The organism is Pseudomonas sp. NBRC 111143 (assembly GCF_001320965.1).
Taxonomy (GTDB): domain Bacteria; phylum Pseudomonadota; class Gammaproteobacteria; order Pseudomonadales; family Pseudomonadaceae; genus Aquipseudomonas; species Aquipseudomonas machongensis.
Map to the genome: position 1 here is coordinate 57,126 of NZ_BCBT01000010.1, position 15,437 is coordinate 72,562.

Sequence of the window (15,437 nt, forward strand, 5' to 3'; positions counted from 1 at the left end):
AGCCTGTAGCGCTTCTCTAAACACGCGGCCAGTACATGCCCTCGTCATGCAGCCCGAGCGCGGCTGGGTGCAGCCTGCCAGACAGGCTGGCGGGCGATTCGCGTATTTTCACAGGCGCCTTGGCAGACATCCAAACGACGTTTTGTAGTCCGCGCTGGCGCATACTACATGATGCAGTAGGCGAGTGAACATCAGACTAAAAGCGTCGTTGTGCGACCCGTTGGTCGCATGGGGTCACGCTGGGAGACGGTATGTTCGCAAAAAACCTGTGGATTGTTCCAGATAAATCTCTAAACGGTACACGATTTGTTGCTCGGTCTGCCCTGCGGCAGGTTGCCGCGCCTTGCCTATACTGATTCGATGCCCTTGTAAGAGCAGGTAGAGGAGTGGCCCGTGGATCATCTTGTACTCACCGTGATCGCCCCTGACAAGGCCGGACAGGTCGACCGCATCGCCCAGTGCATCTCAGATCACAGCGGTAACTGGCTGGAAAGCCGCATGTCGCGCATGGCCGGGCAGTTCGCCGGTATCCTGCGGGTGGCGGTGCCGGCGGAAAACTACGACGAGCTGGTCGAGTCACTGCAGAAGCTGGGCGACCATGGGATCCGCGTGCTGATTGCCGAGAGCGGCATCGAACCGTCCTGCACCTGGAAACCGATCGCGATGGAGCTGGTGGGCAATGACCGCCCCGGGATCGTTCGCGATATCACCCGGTTGCTGGCGGAGCAGGGGGTCAACCTCGAGCGCTTGAGCACCGAAGTGCGCCCGGCACCGATGAGCAGCGAGCCACTGTTCCACGCCGATGCCTTGCTGGCATTGCCGCTGACCTTGTCGCTGAATGACCTGCAGCAGAAGCTCGAAAGCCTCGCCGATGACCTGATGGTGGAGTTGAAGCTCAGGCCGGAGGAATAGCGGGTTATCCCGATTTAACGGGGAAGCCCCTGTGGATAACCTGAGGGTACTCCAGGCCAGCCCCGATAGATCGCGGGCTGCAGCGGATTGTGCAAAAAACGTTCATATTTCAGGGGCTTGTGCACAAAGCGCGGGGATCAGGGTGTGGATAACCTCTGGAGACCTTGCTGCAGGCCACGTGATCCGTGGCCTGCATGGGTTTGATCGTTTTTTGATCAGGCGCGTTTGCGCAGGCTCAACCAGGCGTCGACGCTGTAGATCGCCAGGCCAGCCCAGATGAACATGAAGGCGATCAGGGTACTCGAGGACAGGTGCTCGTCGAACAGCAGCACCGCCTGCAACAGCACCAGGGTCGGCGCCAGGTATTGCAGGAAGCCCAGGGTGGTGTAGGGCAGGTGGCGCGCGGCGGCGTTGAAGCACACCAGCGGCACCAGCGTGACCGGCCCCGCAGCCATCAACCACAACGCTTCGCTGCTGCTGAAGAACGCGAGGTTGGCGCTGTTGGCTTGCGGGTGCAGTAGCAGCCAGCCCAGTGCCAACGGCACCAGCATCCAGGTCTCCACCACCAACCCCGGTAGCGCCGCCACCGGCGCCTGCTTGCGGATCAGGCCATAGAAACCGAACGACAGCGCCAGCCCCAGCGACACCCAGGGCAGACCACCGACCTGCCACACCTGTTGCGCCACCCCCGCTGCGGCCAACCCGACCGCCAGCCATTGCAGGCGGCGCAGGCGTTCGCCCAGCAGGAGCATGCCCAGCAGCACGTTGACCAGTGGGTTGATGTAGTAGCCCAGGCTTGCCTCGAGCATGCGCCCGTTGTTCACGGCCCACACGTAGGTCAGCCAGTTGCCTGCGATCAGTGCGCCGCTCAGGGCCAGGATCGCCAGGCGCCGCGGGTTGTCGCGCAGCTCGCGCCACCAGCCTGGGTGTTTCCATACCAGCAGCAGGAGCGAACCGAACAGTGCCGACCACAGTACCCGGTGGACGATGATCTCCACCGCCGGGACGCTCTGGATGGCTTTGAAGTAGAGGGGGAACAGCCCCCAGATGATGTAGGCGCTGAGGCCCAGGATGTACCCGCGCTGCGGGTTTGCGGCGTGCATGCAGATTCCTTGCTTTGGCAGCTGATATCGCGGCGCCTATTGTAGACAGCTGGCGCCTTGCAACTAGAACAATTTGAGTGGCGCTTCATCCAGCGCCGCCATCTGCTCGCGCAGGGCCAGGATCTGGTCGCCCCAGTAGCGCGGCTGGCCGAACCAGGGGAAGCTGCGCGGGAACGCGGGGTCGTCCCAGCGCCGTGCCAGCCAGGCGCTGTGATGCAGCTGGCGCAGGGCGCGCAGCGGCTCGATCAGCGCCAGTTGGCGCGGGTCGAAATCGTGGAACTCGTTGTATCCGTCGATCAGTTCGGCCAACTGCGTCAGGCGCTCTTCGCGGCTGCCGGCCAGCATCATCCACAGGTCCTGCACTGCCGGCCCCATGCGGCAGTCGTCGAGATCGACGACGTGGTAGACGTCGTCGCGGTGCATCAGGTTGCCAGCGTGACAGTCGCCATGCAGGCGGATCGCCTCGAAGGGCGTGCGTTGGTAGATATCCTCGACCCGCTTGAGCAGGTCGCGGGCCACGGATTCGAACGCCGGCAGCAACTCGCGCGGGACGAAATCGCCGTCGAGCAGGGTCTTGAGCGAGGCATGGCCAAAGTTGTCCACAGCCAGTGTTTCGCGATGCTCGAAGGGGCGCGTGGCGCCGACGGCATGCAGGCGTCCGAGCAATTGCCCCAGGCGATACAACTGATCGAGGTTGCCAGGTTCGGGCGCATGGCCGCCGCGGCGCGGGAACAAGGTGAAGCGAAAGCCCTGGTGCTCGAACAGGCTGCGACCTTCATGCTGAAGCGGGGCGACAACCGGCACCTCGTGCTCGGCCAGTTCGAAGCTGAAGCTGTGCTCCTCGAGGATGGCTGCATCGCTCCAGCGCCCGGGGCGGTAGAACTTGGCGATCAGCGGTTGTTCACCTTCGATGTCCACCTGATAGACGCGGTTCTCATAACTGTTGAGCGCCAGCACCCGGGCATCGCTGAGAAAGCCCAGGCTTTCGACGGCGTCCAGGACCAGGTCGGGGGTGAGGGTATCGAAGGGATGGGACATGGGAGCTCCGGCAGGGGAATGCATGCGCGGCATGGTAACGCATTCCATGGCAGCTTCAGGTGCCAAAGCTCCCTGCATTCCTGTGGGAGCGGGCTCGTCCCGCGATCGGGCGCGAAGCGGCCGTAAACCAGCCACTACAATGCTCCAGGCCCATCACGTCGCCTGCCAGGTAGCCGCTTCGGGTGATCGCGGTGCGAGCCCGCTCCAACGCATTGCGCGCTACACCGGCACCCCCAGCAGCACGAACGAAGGATGAAACTGCGCTCGCACCTTGCTGCCTGCCGCGACTGCCTGCTGCTGCAGCCATTGCGGTTCGGCAAAGGCGCACAGCGTCTGCCCGTTCTCCAGCGCCAGCCGCATTTCACTGCTGCCGCCTTCATTGGCCAGTACTTCTTCTACCTGGGCGTGCAGGCAATTGCTCTCGGCGTCCGGCTGATCAGCGGCAGCCAGCACTTTCACCCATCCGGCCTTGAGCAGGGCCACCACCGTGCTTCCCAGGGCCAGCTCCAGCCGTTCGGTACTGTCCGGTGTGATCAGCGCATCGATTTCCAGCCCGCTGCCCAGTGCCAGGCTGACCCGGTCGTAACGCCCCTCCCGGCGCAGCCCGCTGATCTGCCCGCGCAACTGATTGCGAGCGCTGGTGCGCAGCATCAGGCGGCCGAGCAGGTCGAGGTCGCTGTGTTCTTCGGTGGATTCGAGGATTTCGCTCTGCAACGCCTGGATGCGCTGATACAGGCGCAAGACCCGCGCGCCCTCCGTCGACAGCTTGGCACCGCCACCACCACGTCCGCCGGCACTGCGCTCGACCAACGGCTGAGCGGCGAGGTTGTTGAGCTCGTCGATGGCATCCCAGGCGCTCTTGTAACTGATCCCGGCCGCCTTGGCGGCGCGGGTGATCGAGCCTTGTTCAGCGATGTGCTGCAGCAGGGCGATGCGCTGCGGGCGACGGAAGATGTGCTGGGCAAGCAGGGCGGGCAGGGACATTGGGCAGGTAACCGGCGGTGTGATGCGGCGAAAGTGCCTTCGAGACCGAGTCTAGTCAACCCTGCCCAGGCCTGGGCGTGCGTGCCAGGCAATACACATCGACCCGGCGCGCCCCGGCCTTGCGCAGCAGGCTCGCCAGCGCTCGGGCAGTGGCACCGGTGGTCAGCACGTCGTCGACCAGGGCCACATGGCGCCCGTCGAGCGTGGCGTGCGGTGCGACGGTGAAGGCCTGGCGCAAGTTGCGCCAGCGCGCTTTGGCGTCGAGAGTCTGCTGCGCCGCGGTGTCCCGTGGGCGCAGCAGCACGCGCTCGTCGCAGGGGATGTGCAACTGGCTCGACAGCCAGCGTGCAAGCATGGCGGCCTGGTTGAAGCCGCGTTGGCGCAGTCGACGTGCAGCCAGTGGAACGGGCAACAGTTGGTCGGGTTTTGTCAGGCCCTCGTCATAGCGATGCTGCAGGGCCTGCGCCAACAGATCTGCCAGCAACCGCCCCAACGGCCACTGGCTGCGGTGCTTGAAGCGGCTGATCGCAGCGTCCAGCGGATACCCGTAATGCCACGGCGCAATGACCCGTTCGAACGGCGGTGGCCTGCGGCTGCACTGGCCACAGGTCAATGCCCGCATCGGCAAGGGCAGCGCACAGCGCGTGCACTGTTCGTCGAGCCACGGCAACTCATGCTCGCAGGCCGGGCACAAGGGGTATGCCTGTTGCGCAGGCTCATCGCAGAGCAAACAGCTCTGTTTAATATTTAGCCAGTTGTAAACCAGTGTTTTTATGTTTGGTTGACAGTGCATGGACCTTCCCTGACTATGCGAGCTATCCGTGAAGCGCTGGCGGGCTTTCCTGTCCCGGCGCCTGTCAGAGCCTAGATAAGGAAACGCCGATGAGCGCCAGCACAAATGCAACAACACGTCACGACTGGTCCCTGGCCGAGGTCAGGGCGCTGTTCGAGCAGCCGTTCAACGACCTGTTGTTCCAGGCGCAGACCGTTCATCGCGCGCACTTCGACCCGAACCGCGTGCAGGTCTCGACGCTGCTGTCGATCAAGACCGGTGCCTGCCCCGAAGATTGCAAATATTGTCCGCAGTCCGGCCACTACAACACCGGGCTGGAAAAACAGAAGTTGATGGAAGTGCAGAAGGTGCTGGAAGAGGCTGCCCGGGCCAAGGCCATCGGCTCGACTCGCTTCTGCATGGGCGCCGCCTGGAAGCACCCCTCCGCCAAGGACATGCCCTACGTGCTGGAGATGGTCAAAGGGGTCAAGGCCATGGGCCTGGAAACCTGCATGACCCTCGGCAAGCTCGATCAGGACCAGACCCAGGCACTCGCCCAGGCGGGTCTGGACTACTACAACCACAACCTCGATACCTCGCCGGACTTCTACACCAGCATCATCACCACCCGCACCTACAGCGAGCGCCTGCAGACCCTTGCCTACGTACGCGATGCCGGGATGAAGATCTGCTCCGGCGGCATTCTCGGCATGGGCGAGTCGCTGGACGACCGCGCAGGCCTGCTGATCCAGCTCGCCAACCTGCCCGAGCACCCGGAGTCGGTGCCGATCAACATGCTGGTGAAGGTTGCCGGTACGCCGCTGGCCAACGCAGAAGACGTCGATCCGTTCGATTTCATCCGCATGCTCGCGGTCGCGCGGATCCTCATGCCCAAGTCGCACGTGCGCCTGTCAGCTGGTCGTGAACAGATGAACGAACAGATGCAGGCCCTGGCCTTCATGGCGGGCGCCAACTCGATCTTCTACGGCGAAAAACTGCTGACCACCGCCAACCCGCAGGCAGACAAGGACATGCAGCTGTTCGCGCGTCTGGGCATCAAGCCCGAAGAGCGTGAGGAGCACGCCGACGAAGTGCACCAGGCGGCCATCGAGCAAGCGCTGGTCGAGCAGCGCAGCAGCGAGATGTTCTACGACGCCGCCTCGGCCTGATCATGGCCTTCGATCTGGCGGCGCGCCTGGCCGAACGACGCGCTGCGGACCTGTATCGGCGCCGCCCCCTGTTGCAGAGCCCGCAAGGCCCGGAGGTGGTGGTCGACGGACAGCGTCTGCTGGCGTTCTGCAGCAACGACTATCTCGGGCTGGCCAATCACCCGGAAGTGATCGCCGCCTGGCGTGCTGGTGCCGAGCGCTGGGGTGTCGGTGGCGGTGCCTCGCACCTGGTCGTCGGCCACAGTACTGCGCACCACGAGGTCGAAGAGGCCATCGCCGAGTTGACCGGACGCCCGCGTGCGCTGCTGTTCACCACCGGCTACATGGCCAACGTCGGCGCCATCACCGCGCTGGTGGGGCAGGGCGATACGGTGCTGCAGGATCGTCTCAACCATGCCTCGCTGCTCGACGGCGGGCTGCTCAGCGGCGCCCGTTTCAGCCGCTACCTGCACAACGATCCGGCAAGCCTGGCGAACCGCCTGGATAAAGCGACCGGCGACACGTTGGTGGTCACCGACGGCGTATTCAGCATGGACGGCGATCTTGCCGACCTGCCCGCCCTGGCGACGGTGGCGCGTCCACACGGCGCCTGGCTGATGGTCGACGATGCCCATGGTTTCGGCACGCTGGGCGCCAATGGTGGCGGTATCGTCGAGCACTTCGGGTTGGGCATCGATCAGGTGCCGGTGCTGATCGGCACGCTCGGCAAGGCCTGCGGTACTGCCGGCGCGTTCGTCGCGGGCAGCGATGACCTGATCGAGGCGCTGGTGCAGTTCGCCCGTCCTTATATCTACACCACCAGTCAGCCGCCGGCACTGGCCTGCGCAACGCTGAAAAGCCTGCAACTGCTGCGTGACGAACGCTGGCGGCGCGAGCACCTTGGCGCGTTGATCCGCCAGTTCCGCCAGGGCGCGCAACAGATCGGCCTGGCGTTGATGGACAGCCCGACCGCGATCCAGCCGATCCTGGTCGGCGATGCGGCGCGGGCATTGACGTTGTCGAAGATGCTGCGCGCGCGGGGTCTGCTGGTTACCGCGATCCGCCCGCCAACGGTACCTGTCGGCAGTGCGCGCCTGCGCGTAACCTTGAGCGCCGCGCACAGCGAGGCGCAGGTCCAGCTATTGTTGAATGCATTGGCCGAGTGTCATGCACAGCTGGAGTCCGCCGATGCGTAACCGACTGATCCTCTTGCCCGGCTGGGGGCTGGGCACCGCTTCACTGGAACCCCTGGCTGCCAGCCTGCGGGCGCAGGATCCACGCCTGCAGGTCGACCTGGCAGCGTTGCCGGAGCTGCCTGATGCTGACATCCAGGCCTGGGTCGATCACCTCGACCGCAAGCTGCCGACGGATGTGTGGCTGGGTGGTTGGTCGTTGGGCGGCATGCTTGCCAGCGCCTTGGCGCACAAGCGTGGCGACCATTGCTGTGGCCTGCTGACGCTGGCCAGCAATCCGAGTTTCGTGGCCCGCCACGACTGGCCCCACGGCATGGCCGAAGACACTTTCGGCACCTTCCTCGATGGTTGTCGCAGCCACACGCAGGTCACCCTCAAGCGATTTCGCACGCTGTGCAGCGAGGGGGCGCAGCAACCCCGCACCTTGCTGCGCCAGCTCGGCGTGGGTGTGCCGGACACCGATCCCTTGTACCTGGCCACCGGCCTGCAAGTGTTGGCCAAGCTGGATACCCGCCAGGCGCTCGAGCAGTACGGCGGCCCACAGTTGCACCTGTTCGCAGGTAGCGATGCACTGGTGCCGGCGGATGCGGCCAAGGCGCTCAGCGAGCTGCTGCCGGATGTTGAAGTCGGCCTGGTCGAAGACAGTTCCCACGCGTTCCTGCTGGAGTACCCACAGGAGCTTGCGGCGGGTATCAAGAGTTTCTTGCATGAGAGTGGTGATGACTGATCTTTCCCGCCCGATCCTGCCCGGCGCCCTGCCGGACAAGCGCCAGGTGGCGGCCTCGTTCTCCCGCGCGGCGGCCAGCTATGACAGCGTCGCTGCCCTGCAGCGCGCGGTGGGTGACGCTTTGCTCGCGCGCTTGCCGGCGTCGATGGCGCCGACCCGCTGGCTCGACCTGGGCAGCGGCACTGGCCATTTCAGTCGCGCCCTGGCTGCGCGCTTCGAGGCTGCCCATGGCGTGGCGGTGGACATCGCCGAAGGCATGTTGAGCCATGCCCGCGAGCAGGGTGGGGCGCATCATCATGTGGCCGGTGATGCCGAGCGCCTGCCGCTGCGCGATGGTGCCTTCGACCTGGTGTTCTCCAGCCTGGCAGTGCAATGGTGCGACCAGTTCTCCAGCGTGCTGGCCGAAGCCCGGCGCGTGTTGCGACCGGGCGGAGTGCTGGCGTTCAGCAGCCTGTGTGTCGGCACGCTGGAGGAGTTGCGTGCCAGCTGGCAGGCAGTGGATGGGCTGGTGCATGTCAATCGTTTCCGGCGTTTCGAGGATTACCAGCGCCTCTGCGCCGACAGTGGCCTGACCCTGCTCGGGCTGGAGCGCCTGCCCCACGTACTGCACTACCCGGATGTGCGCAGCCTGACCCACGAACTCAAGGCGCTGGGTGCGCACAACCTGAATCCCGGGCGCCCGTCGGGCCTGACCGGGCGTGCACGCATGCAGGGGCTGCTGCAGGCCTATGAGCAGTTCCGTGACGACCAAGGTCTGCCTGCCACCTATCAGGTGGTCTATGGGGTGTTGCGTAGAGGCGAAGAGGAGTGACATGAGCCAGGCCTATTTCATCGCCGGTACCGACACCGATGTCGGCAAGACCACCATCGCCACCGGGCTGTTGCGTGCAGCACATAACCTTGGGCGCAGCACGCTGGCTGCCAAGCCTGTGGCGTCCGGATGCACGGTCAGCCCCAAGGGGCTGCGCAACAGTGATGCGCTGGCGCTGATTGACGAAAGCTCGATCAAGCTGCCCTATGAGCAGGTCAATCCCTTCGCCTTCGAACCGGCCATCGCCCCGCATGTGGCCGCGCGCGAAGCCGGCGTGGCATTGAGCGTGCCGACACTGCGCGACGCCATGCAGCAGATACTGGCGCACGGCGCCGACTTCACCCTGATCGAGGGGGCGGGTGGCTGGCGGGTGCCGTTGTCCGACCATGCCAACCTGTCCGACCTGGCGGTTGCCTTGAAGCTTCCGGTGATCCTGGTGGTGGGGGTGCGCCTGGGTTGCATCAACCATGCGCTGCTCAGTGCCGAGGCCATCGCCCGCGATGGGCTGCAACTGGCGGGCTGGGTCGCCAATATCGTCGATCCACGCACTGCGCGGCTTGAAGAAAACCTGGCAAGCCTCGCCGAGCGCCTGCCGGCGCCATGCCTTGGGCGGGTGCCGTGGCTGAAGTCTGCCGGAGCCGAGGCGGTTGCCGGCTATCTGGACCTGGACTTGCTTGACTGACCGCTTGGTGAACATCCGGTTATGAAAAATGCCCTGATTCTATTAGCTGGCACTGGGCTATTAAGGATTTAAACGGGTAATTTTCCTTGCGGGCTGTTTTAATTGAGCCCTCTTCCCTCACCCAGTCTTGTGGAGTCCTGATATGGAAATCACCGGCAGCTCTGCTTTCTACGCAGGCCTCGGCGCCATCCAGAACGGGCAGAGCCGCGTCGACCAGGCCGCCAGCCAGATCGCCAGCAATGGCGTCGAGCGCGCAGGCGCCAGCCAGTCCACCAGCTATCAGGCCGAGCGCCTGCGGGGTGTAGACCGCAGCCAACAGCAAGACTTGGCCACCAGGACCGTGCAGCTCGCCCTGGGCAAGCATGAAGTCGAACTGGGCGTGAAAGTCGCCAAGGCCTCCGACGAAATGCTCGGTCGGTTCATCGATACCTACGCCTGACTGCATAACCGTCGGCCAAGCACCTGTGGGAGCGGGTTTACCCGCGAACAAACCAGACACAATTGCGTGGCCTGGTTGATTCGCGGGTAAACCCGCTCCCACAGGCGCTTTGGGCCGATGAATCAAGCGCTGGCAGAAACGCCATTGTTCGCGACCGAATTGGCACTATCGTCCCTTCTTGACATTGCCCTGAGCTAAACGTAAGTTTCAAACAACTGTTTGACCGAAAGCCGCCAAGAGCTGGTCGGTACCCGCGGTCTTCCCAACGAACTCAGCCCAGAGGTTCATCGCCATGCCTGAATACAAAGCCCCCTTGCGTGATATTCGCTTCGTCCGTGACGAGCTGCTCGGCTATGAAGCGCACTATCAGAGCCTGCCGGGTTGCCAGGATGCTACACCGGACATGGTCGATGCGATCCTCGAGGAAGGTGCCAAGTTCTGTGAGCAGGTGCTGGCCCCGCTGAACCGTGTCGGCGACCTGGAAGGCTGCACCTGGAGCGAGTCGGGCGTGAAGACCCCGACCGGCTTCAAGGAAGCCTACAAGCAGTTCGTCGAAGGCGGCTGGCCGAGCCTGGCCCATGATGTCGAGCACGGCGGCCAAGGCCTGCCAGAGTCGCTGGGCCTGACCCTGAGCGAGATGGTCGGCGAGTCGAACTGGTCCTGGGGCATGTACCCAGGCCTGTCCCACGGCGCGATGAACACCATCTCCGAGCACGGGACCCCCGAGCAACAGGAAACCTACCTGACCAAGCTGGTGTCCGGCGAATGGACCGGCACCATGTGCCTGACCGAGCCGCACTGCGGCACCGACCTGGGCATGCTGCGCACCAAGGCCGAGCCGCAGGCCGATGGCAGCTACAAGGTATCCGGCACCAAGATCTTCATCTCGGCCGGTGAGCACGACATGGCCGATAACATCGTCCACATCGTGCTGGCGCGCCTGCCCGATGCCCCGGCCGGCACCAAGGGCATCTCGCTGTTCATCGTGCCCAAGTTCCTGCCGAACGCCGAAGGCGGTGTAGGCGAGCGCAACGGCGTGAGCTGCGGTTCCCTCGAGCACAAGATGGGCATCCACGGTAACGCCACCTGCGTGATGAACTTCGACGCGGCCACCGGCTACCTGATCGGCCCGGCCAACAAGGGCCTGAACTGCATGTTCACCTTCATGAACACCGCGCGCCTGGGGACAGCACTGCAAGGCCTGGCTCACGCCGAAGTGGCTTTCCAGGGTGGTCTGAAATATGCCCGCGATCGTCTGCAGATGCGCTCCCTGACCGGCCCGAAAGCACCGGACAAGGCCGCCGACCCGATCATCGTCCACCCGGACGTTCGCCGCATGCTGCTGACCATGAAAGCCTTCGCCGAAGGCAATCGCGCAATGGTCTACTTCACTGCCAAGCAGGTGGACATCGTCAAGTACAGCCAGGACGAGGAAGAGCGCAAGAAGGCCGATGCACTGCTGGCCTTCCTGACCCCGATCGCCAAGGCATTCATGACCGAAGTCGGTTTCGAGGCCGCCAACCATGGCGTGCAGATCTACGGTGGCCACGGTTTCATTGCCGAGTGGGGCATGGAGCAGAACGTGCGCGACAGCCGCATCTCGATGCTGTACGAAGGCACCACCGGCATCCAGGCTCTCGACCTGTTGGGCCGCAAGGTGCTGATGACCCAGGGCGAGGCGCTTAAGGGCTTCACCAAGATCGTCCACAAGTTCTGCCAAGGTCAGGAAGGCAACGAAGCCACCAAGGAATTCGTCGAGCCGCTGGCTGCGCTGAACAAGGAGTGGGGCGAGCTGACCATGAAGATCGGCATGGCCGCCATGAAAGACCGTGAGGAAGTCGGTGCCGCGTCCGTGGACTACCTGATGTACTCCGGCTACGCGTGCCTGGCCTACTTCTGGGCCGACATCGCCCGCCTGGCTGCCGAGAAGCTGGCGGCCGGCACCGCTGAAGAGGCGTTCTACACTGCCAAGCTGCAGACCGCGCGCTTCTACTTCCAGCGCATCCTGCCGCGTACTCGCACGCACGTGGCGGCCATCCTGTCGGGTGCCAACAACCTGATGGCGATGAAAGAAGAAGACTTCGGTCTGTCGATCTGACGCCCGACGCTGTACGGAAAAACGCCTGCCATTATCGGCAGGCGTTTTTTTTTGCCTGCTCTCGTTGCATCCGGTAACGAGAAAACCTCAAGACTCGCCCCCCGCATGCCGTTAAACCCTTCGTTGTATTCATCTATTCATGTGCGCTGCCGATGAAGTAAGGGCACAATGCTATTATTGATCTGCCGGGTCGGAGATTACCCTTGTTTCGTCTATCCGCTGTTCGCGCCAGCCACTTTCTGCCTTCGATCCTGCTGCTGGTGTCGGGGCTTGCGGCGGCGTATGTCAGGGACCTGAGCGTGTTCTTCACGTCCCTGTTCAACGTATTACCTACCCTGGTGCTGCTGCTCGGCGGTGCCTACTGTGCGGTGTACCGCCGCCAGCGTGAACTGTTCCTGATGGTCACGGTGTACATCGCCTACTTCCTGCTCGATACCCAGACCGATTACTACCGCGATCATGGCAAGGTCCGCGAAGACGCTGCAGTGGTGTTCCACCTCGTGTGCCTGCTGCTGCCAGCACTGTTCGGCCTGTTCGGCGCCTGGCAGGAACGCACCCACCTGGCCCAGGACATGCTTGCCCGCTTCGCCGTGCTGTTCGCGGTTGGCAGCGTGACCCTGGCACTGGAGCAGAGTTATCCACAGACGTTGCTGACGTGGCTGGCAGAGATCCGCTGGCCGTCGCTGCATGGGCAGTGGATGAGCCTGATCCAGTTGGCCTACCCGTTGTTCCTGGGCGTATTCATCCTGCTGGTGGTGCAATACCTGCGCGAGCCCCGGCCGTTGCACGCCGCGCAGGTCACCGGCCTGGTGGGGATCTTCTGGATGCTGCCGCAGACGTTCATCCTGCCCTTCACCCTGAACATCATGTGCAGTCAGGTGATGCTGATGATCGCCGCAGCGGTCTCCCACGAGGCCTACCAGATGGCGTTTCGCGACGAACTGACCGGCCTCCCTGGTCGCCGCGCACTGAACGAACGCATGCAGCGCCTGGGCCGCAATTATGTAATCGCCATGACCGACGTGGATCACTTCAAGAAATTCAACGATACCCATGGCCACGATGTCGGCGACCAAGTGTTGCGCCTGGTCGCCAGCCGCCTGTCGAAGGTGACCGGGGGCGGGCGCGCCTATCGCTATGGCGGTGAGGAGTTCGCCCTGGTATTCGCCGGGCAGACCGCCGAGGAATGCCTGCCGCACCTGGAAGCGGTGCGCGAGATGATCGCCAACTACGCCATCCAGCTACGCGACCAGAACAGCCGCCCACAGGATGATTCCACCGGGCGTCAGCGCCGTGCAGGTTCGGCGGGCAACACGGTGTCGGTGACCATCAGTATCGGCGTCGCCGAGCGCCTACCGGAGCACCGCAACCCGGAAGAAGTGCTCAAATCCGCTGACCAGGCGCTCTACAGCGCCAAGGCTGCGGGTCGTAACTGCGTCATGCAGCAGGGGCAAACTGCACGGCGCGGGGCAGTTCGCATGGCGTGACTATAGTTGACTATATGGTCGCGTGATGACCCTATGTCTCGTAAAAGTTGTTCGGTTACACTGCTTCCAACCCAGTGTGCGGCCCATGGCGGCCGCCCCCGACTCTGCTAGCGAGAGGTTGTCATGGCCGACTATAAAGCGCCCCTGCGCGATATGCGCTTCGTACTCAATGAAGTCTTCAAGGTTGCCGATCTCTGGTCCCAGTTGCCGGGGCTGGCTGAGGTTGTCGACGCCGAAACGGCCCTGGCCGTGCTGGAAGAGGCAGGCAAGGTCACCAGCAAGAGCATTGCGCCCCTGAGCCGCGCCGCTGATGAAGAAGGCTGCCACTGGGACAATGGCGCGGTCCGCACCCCGGCCGGGTTCATCGAGGCTTACCAGACCTACGCCGAAGGCGGCTGGGTCGGTGTCGGCGGGGATCCGCTGTTTGGTGGCATGGGCATGCCCAAGGCTATCTCGGCCCAGGTCGAGGAAATGGTCAACGCCTCTAGCCTGTCGTTCGGGCTGTATCCCATGCTCACCGCAGGTGCCTGCCTGTCGATCAACGCCCACGCCAGCGAAGCGTTGAAGGAAAAGTATCTGCCGAGCATGTACGCCGGCGTCTGGGCCGGCTCCATGTGCCTGACCGAACCCCATGCCGGCACCGACCTGGGCATCATCCGCACCAAGGCCGAGCCGCAGGCCGACGGCAGCTACAAGGTCAGCGGCACCAAGATCTTCATCACCGGTGGCGAGCACGACCTGACCGAAAACATCATCCACCTCGTGCTGGCCAAGCTGCCGGACGCGCCGGCTGGTCCGAAAGGCATCTCGCTGTTCCTGGTGCCCAAGTTCCTGGTCAACGACGATGGCAGCCTGGGTGCGCGCAACCCGGCCACCTGTGGCTCGATCGAACACAAGATGGGCATCCAGGCTTCGGCCACCTGCGTGATGAACTTCGACGAGGCAATCGGCTATATCGTCGGGGAGCCGAACAAAGGCCTGGCGGCGATGTTCACCATGATGAACTACGAGCGCCTGGGTGTCGGTATCCAGGGCCTGGCGTCGGCCGAGCGCTCCTACCAGAATGCCGTCGAATACGCCCGCGACCGCTTGCAGAGCCGCGCACCGACGGGCCCGCAAGCCAAGGACAAGGTCGCCGACCCGATCATCGTCCACCCCGACGTGCGCCGCATGCTGCTTACCATGAAAGCGCTGATCGAAGGCGGTCGGGCGTTTTCCACCTATGTCGCCATGCAACTGGACAGCGCCAAGTTCAGCGAAGACGCCGCTACCCGCAAACGCAGCGAGGAACTGGTGGCCTTGCTGACGCCGGTGGCCAAGGCCTTCCTCACCGACCTCGGCCTGGAGTGCACCGTACATGGCCAGCAGGTGTTCGGTGGACACGGTTACATTCGTGAATGGGGCCAGGAGCAGTTGGTGCGCGATGTGCGCATCACGCAGATCTACGAGGGCACCAACGGCATCCAGGCCCTGGACCTGATGGGGCGCAAGGTGGTGGCCAGCGGCGGCGCGTACTACCGTCTGTTCGCTGACGAGATCCGTCAGTTCCTCGGCGCTGCCGACGACGAGTTCACGCGACCGCTGGGGGCTGCGCTGGATCAGCTCGACGGCTTGACCGAGTGGGTGCTGGAGCAGGCGAAAGGCAACCCCAACGAAATTGGTGCCGCCTCGGTCGAGTACCTGCATGCGTTCGGCTACGTGGCCTATGGCTACATGTGGGCACTGATGGCCCGTGCTGCGCAGGTAGGCGAGGGCGACGAGGCCTTCTATGGTGCGAAGCTTGGGACGGCGCGCTTCTACTTCGCCCGCTTGCTGCCAAGGCTGGATTCGTTGGTGGCTTCGGTGAAGGCGGGCAGCGAGTCGTTGTACCTGCTGGACGCCGCGCAATTCTGATCGAGGGGCCGGGGTTTTCGAGTGCAAACAAGACGTTCTGAAAACCTCGGCCTTGTAAGCTTTTTCCTACATTACGTGGTGACTTTTCTCCTCTTTCCTAAGATTGGATCCACGGTTAATCTTTCTTACATGGACGGAGCGCAGGAAGCG

At 63.7% G+C, this 15,437-nt stretch carries 14 protein-coding genes; 10 read left to right on the plus strand and 4 right to left on the minus strand.

What is annotated here, in order from left to right:
* Positions 1-393: 393 nt before the first annotated feature.
* Positions 394-912: a glycine cleavage system protein R gene (locus APH44_RS08105; RefSeq protein ID WP_054892180.1), complete on the plus strand. Its 519-nt coding sequence runs from the start codon at positions 394-396 to the stop codon at positions 910-912.
* Positions 913-1,127: 215 nt separating this feature from the next.
* Here APH44_RS08105 and rarD read toward each other — a convergent pair whose 3' ends face one another.
* From rarD to APH44_RS08125, 4 genes are all read right to left on the minus strand, one after another.
* Entirely contained in the window at positions 1,128-2,015 is an 888-nt protein-coding gene (gene rarD, locus APH44_RS08110) for an EamA family transporter RarD (protein WP_054892181.1), read from the minus strand.
* A gap of 63 nt (positions 2,016-2,078) precedes the next feature.
* Positions 2,079-3,053 carry a serine/threonine protein kinase gene (locus APH44_RS08115; RefSeq protein ID WP_054892182.1) on the minus strand — a complete coding sequence of 325 codons (975 nt, stop codon included), beginning with the start codon at positions 3,051-3,053 and terminating at the stop codon, positions 2,079-2,081.
* Positions 3,054-3,272: 219 nt separating this feature from the next.
* Positions 3,273-4,037, minus strand: coding sequence for a TOBE domain-containing protein (locus tag APH44_RS08120; protein ID WP_054892183.1), 765 nt, complete (start codon positions 4,035-4,037; stop codon positions 3,273-3,275).
* Positions 4,038-4,092: 55 nt separating this feature from the next.
* Positions 4,093-4,830: a ComF family protein gene (locus APH44_RS08125; protein ID WP_054892184.1), complete on the minus strand. Its 738-nt coding sequence runs from the start codon at positions 4,828-4,830 to the stop codon at positions 4,093-4,095.
* Between the two features lie 89 nt (positions 4,831-4,919).
* On the opposite strand from APH44_RS08125, the gene bioB reads away from it, so the two are divergent.
* The 9 genes from bioB (at position 4,920) to APH44_RS08170 (ending at position 15,287) form a co-directional block, all read left to right on the plus strand.
* The gene (bioB, locus tag APH44_RS08130; protein ID WP_054892185.1) at positions 4,920-5,978 is read left to right on the plus strand and encodes a biotin synthase BioB; all 1,059 of its coding nucleotides are present in this window, start codon (positions 4,920-4,922) and stop codon (positions 5,976-5,978) included.
* Between the two features lie 2 nt (positions 5,979-5,980).
* Positions 5,981-7,153, plus strand: coding sequence for an 8-amino-7-oxononanoate synthase (bioF, locus tag APH44_RS08135; RefSeq protein WP_054892186.1), 1,173 nt, complete (start codon positions 5,981-5,983; stop codon positions 7,151-7,153).
* Positions 7,146-7,877 carry an alpha/beta fold hydrolase gene (locus APH44_RS08140; RefSeq protein ID WP_054892187.1) on the plus strand — a complete coding sequence of 244 codons (732 nt, stop codon included), beginning with the start codon at positions 7,146-7,148 and terminating at the stop codon, positions 7,875-7,877. Before bioF ends, APH44_RS08140 begins: the two co-directional genes overlap by 8 nt.
* The gene (gene bioC, locus APH44_RS08145; protein WP_054892188.1) at positions 7,870-8,688 is read left to right on the plus strand and encodes a malonyl-ACP O-methyltransferase BioC; all 819 of its coding nucleotides are present in this window, start codon (positions 7,870-7,872) and stop codon (positions 8,686-8,688) included. Before APH44_RS08140 ends, bioC begins: the two co-directional genes overlap by 8 nt.
* A 1-nt stretch (position 8,689) precedes the next feature.
* Positions 8,690-9,370 carry a dethiobiotin synthase gene (gene bioD, locus APH44_RS08150; protein ID WP_054892189.1) on the plus strand — a complete coding sequence of 227 codons (681 nt, stop codon included), beginning with the start codon at positions 8,690-8,692 and terminating at the stop codon, positions 9,368-9,370.
* A gap of 142 nt (positions 9,371-9,512) precedes the next feature.
* Positions 9,513-9,809 carry a hypothetical protein gene (locus APH44_RS08155; protein WP_054892190.1) on the plus strand — a complete coding sequence of 99 codons (297 nt, stop codon included), beginning with the start codon at positions 9,513-9,515 and terminating at the stop codon, positions 9,807-9,809.
* Between the two features lie 292 nt (positions 9,810-10,101).
* A complete protein-coding gene (locus tag APH44_RS08160; protein ID WP_054892191.1) occupies positions 10,102-11,907 on the plus strand; it encodes a phenylacyl-CoA dehydrogenase in 1,806 nt (601 codons plus the stop codon).
* 203 nt (positions 11,908-12,110) lie between these two features.
* Positions 12,111-13,394, plus strand: coding sequence for a diguanylate cyclase (locus tag APH44_RS08165; protein WP_054892192.1), 1,284 nt, complete (start codon positions 12,111-12,113; stop codon positions 13,392-13,394).
* A gap of 123 nt (positions 13,395-13,517) precedes the next feature.
* Positions 13,518-15,287, plus strand: a complete 1,770-nt coding sequence (locus APH44_RS08170; protein ID WP_054892193.1) for an acyl-CoA dehydrogenase C-terminal domain-containing protein — start codon at positions 13,518-13,520, stop codon at positions 15,285-15,287.
* The last annotated feature ends 150 nt before the right edge of the window (positions 15,288-15,437 follow it).

What these genes read in the sequence shown, in the direction of transcription:
- rarD (WP_054892181.1), bottom strand. Translation starts at nt 2,015, where the DNA reads ATGCACGCCGCAAACCCGCAGCGCGGGTACATCCTGGGCCTCAGCGCC.
- APH44_RS08115 (WP_054892182.1), bottom strand. Translation starts at nt 3,053, where the DNA reads ATGTCCCATCCCTTCGATACCCTCACCCCCGACCTGGTCCTGGACGCC.
- APH44_RS08120 (WP_054892183.1), bottom strand. Translation starts at nt 4,037, where the DNA reads ATGTCCCTGCCCGCCCTGCTTGCCCAGCACATCTTCCGTCGCCCGCAG.
- APH44_RS08125 (WP_054892184.1), bottom strand. Translation starts at nt 4,830, where the DNA reads ATGCACTGTCAACCAAACATAAAAACACTGGTTTACAACTGGCTAAAT.
- bioB (WP_054892185.1), top strand. Translation starts at nt 4,920, where the DNA reads ATGAGCGCCAGCACAAATGCAACAACACGTCACGACTGGTCCCTGGCC.
- bioF (WP_054892186.1), top strand. Translation starts at nt 5,981, where the DNA reads ATGGCCTTCGATCTGGCGGCGCGCCTGGCCGAACGACGCGCTGCGGAC.
- APH44_RS08140 (WP_054892187.1), top strand. Translation starts at nt 7,146, where the DNA reads ATGCGTAACCGACTGATCCTCTTGCCCGGCTGGGGGCTGGGCACCGCT.
- bioC (WP_054892188.1), top strand. Translation starts at nt 7,870, where the DNA reads ATGACTGATCTTTCCCGCCCGATCCTGCCCGGCGCCCTGCCGGACAAG.
- bioD (WP_054892189.1), top strand. Translation starts at nt 8,690, where the DNA reads ATGAGCCAGGCCTATTTCATCGCCGGTACCGACACCGATGTCGGCAAG.
- APH44_RS08155 (WP_054892190.1), top strand. Translation starts at nt 9,513, where the DNA reads ATGGAAATCACCGGCAGCTCTGCTTTCTACGCAGGCCTCGGCGCCATC.
- APH44_RS08160 (WP_054892191.1), top strand. Translation starts at nt 10,102, where the DNA reads ATGCCTGAATACAAAGCCCCCTTGCGTGATATTCGCTTCGTCCGTGAC.
- APH44_RS08170 (WP_054892193.1), top strand. Translation starts at nt 13,518, where the DNA reads ATGGCCGACTATAAAGCGCCCCTGCGCGATATGCGCTTCGTACTCAAT.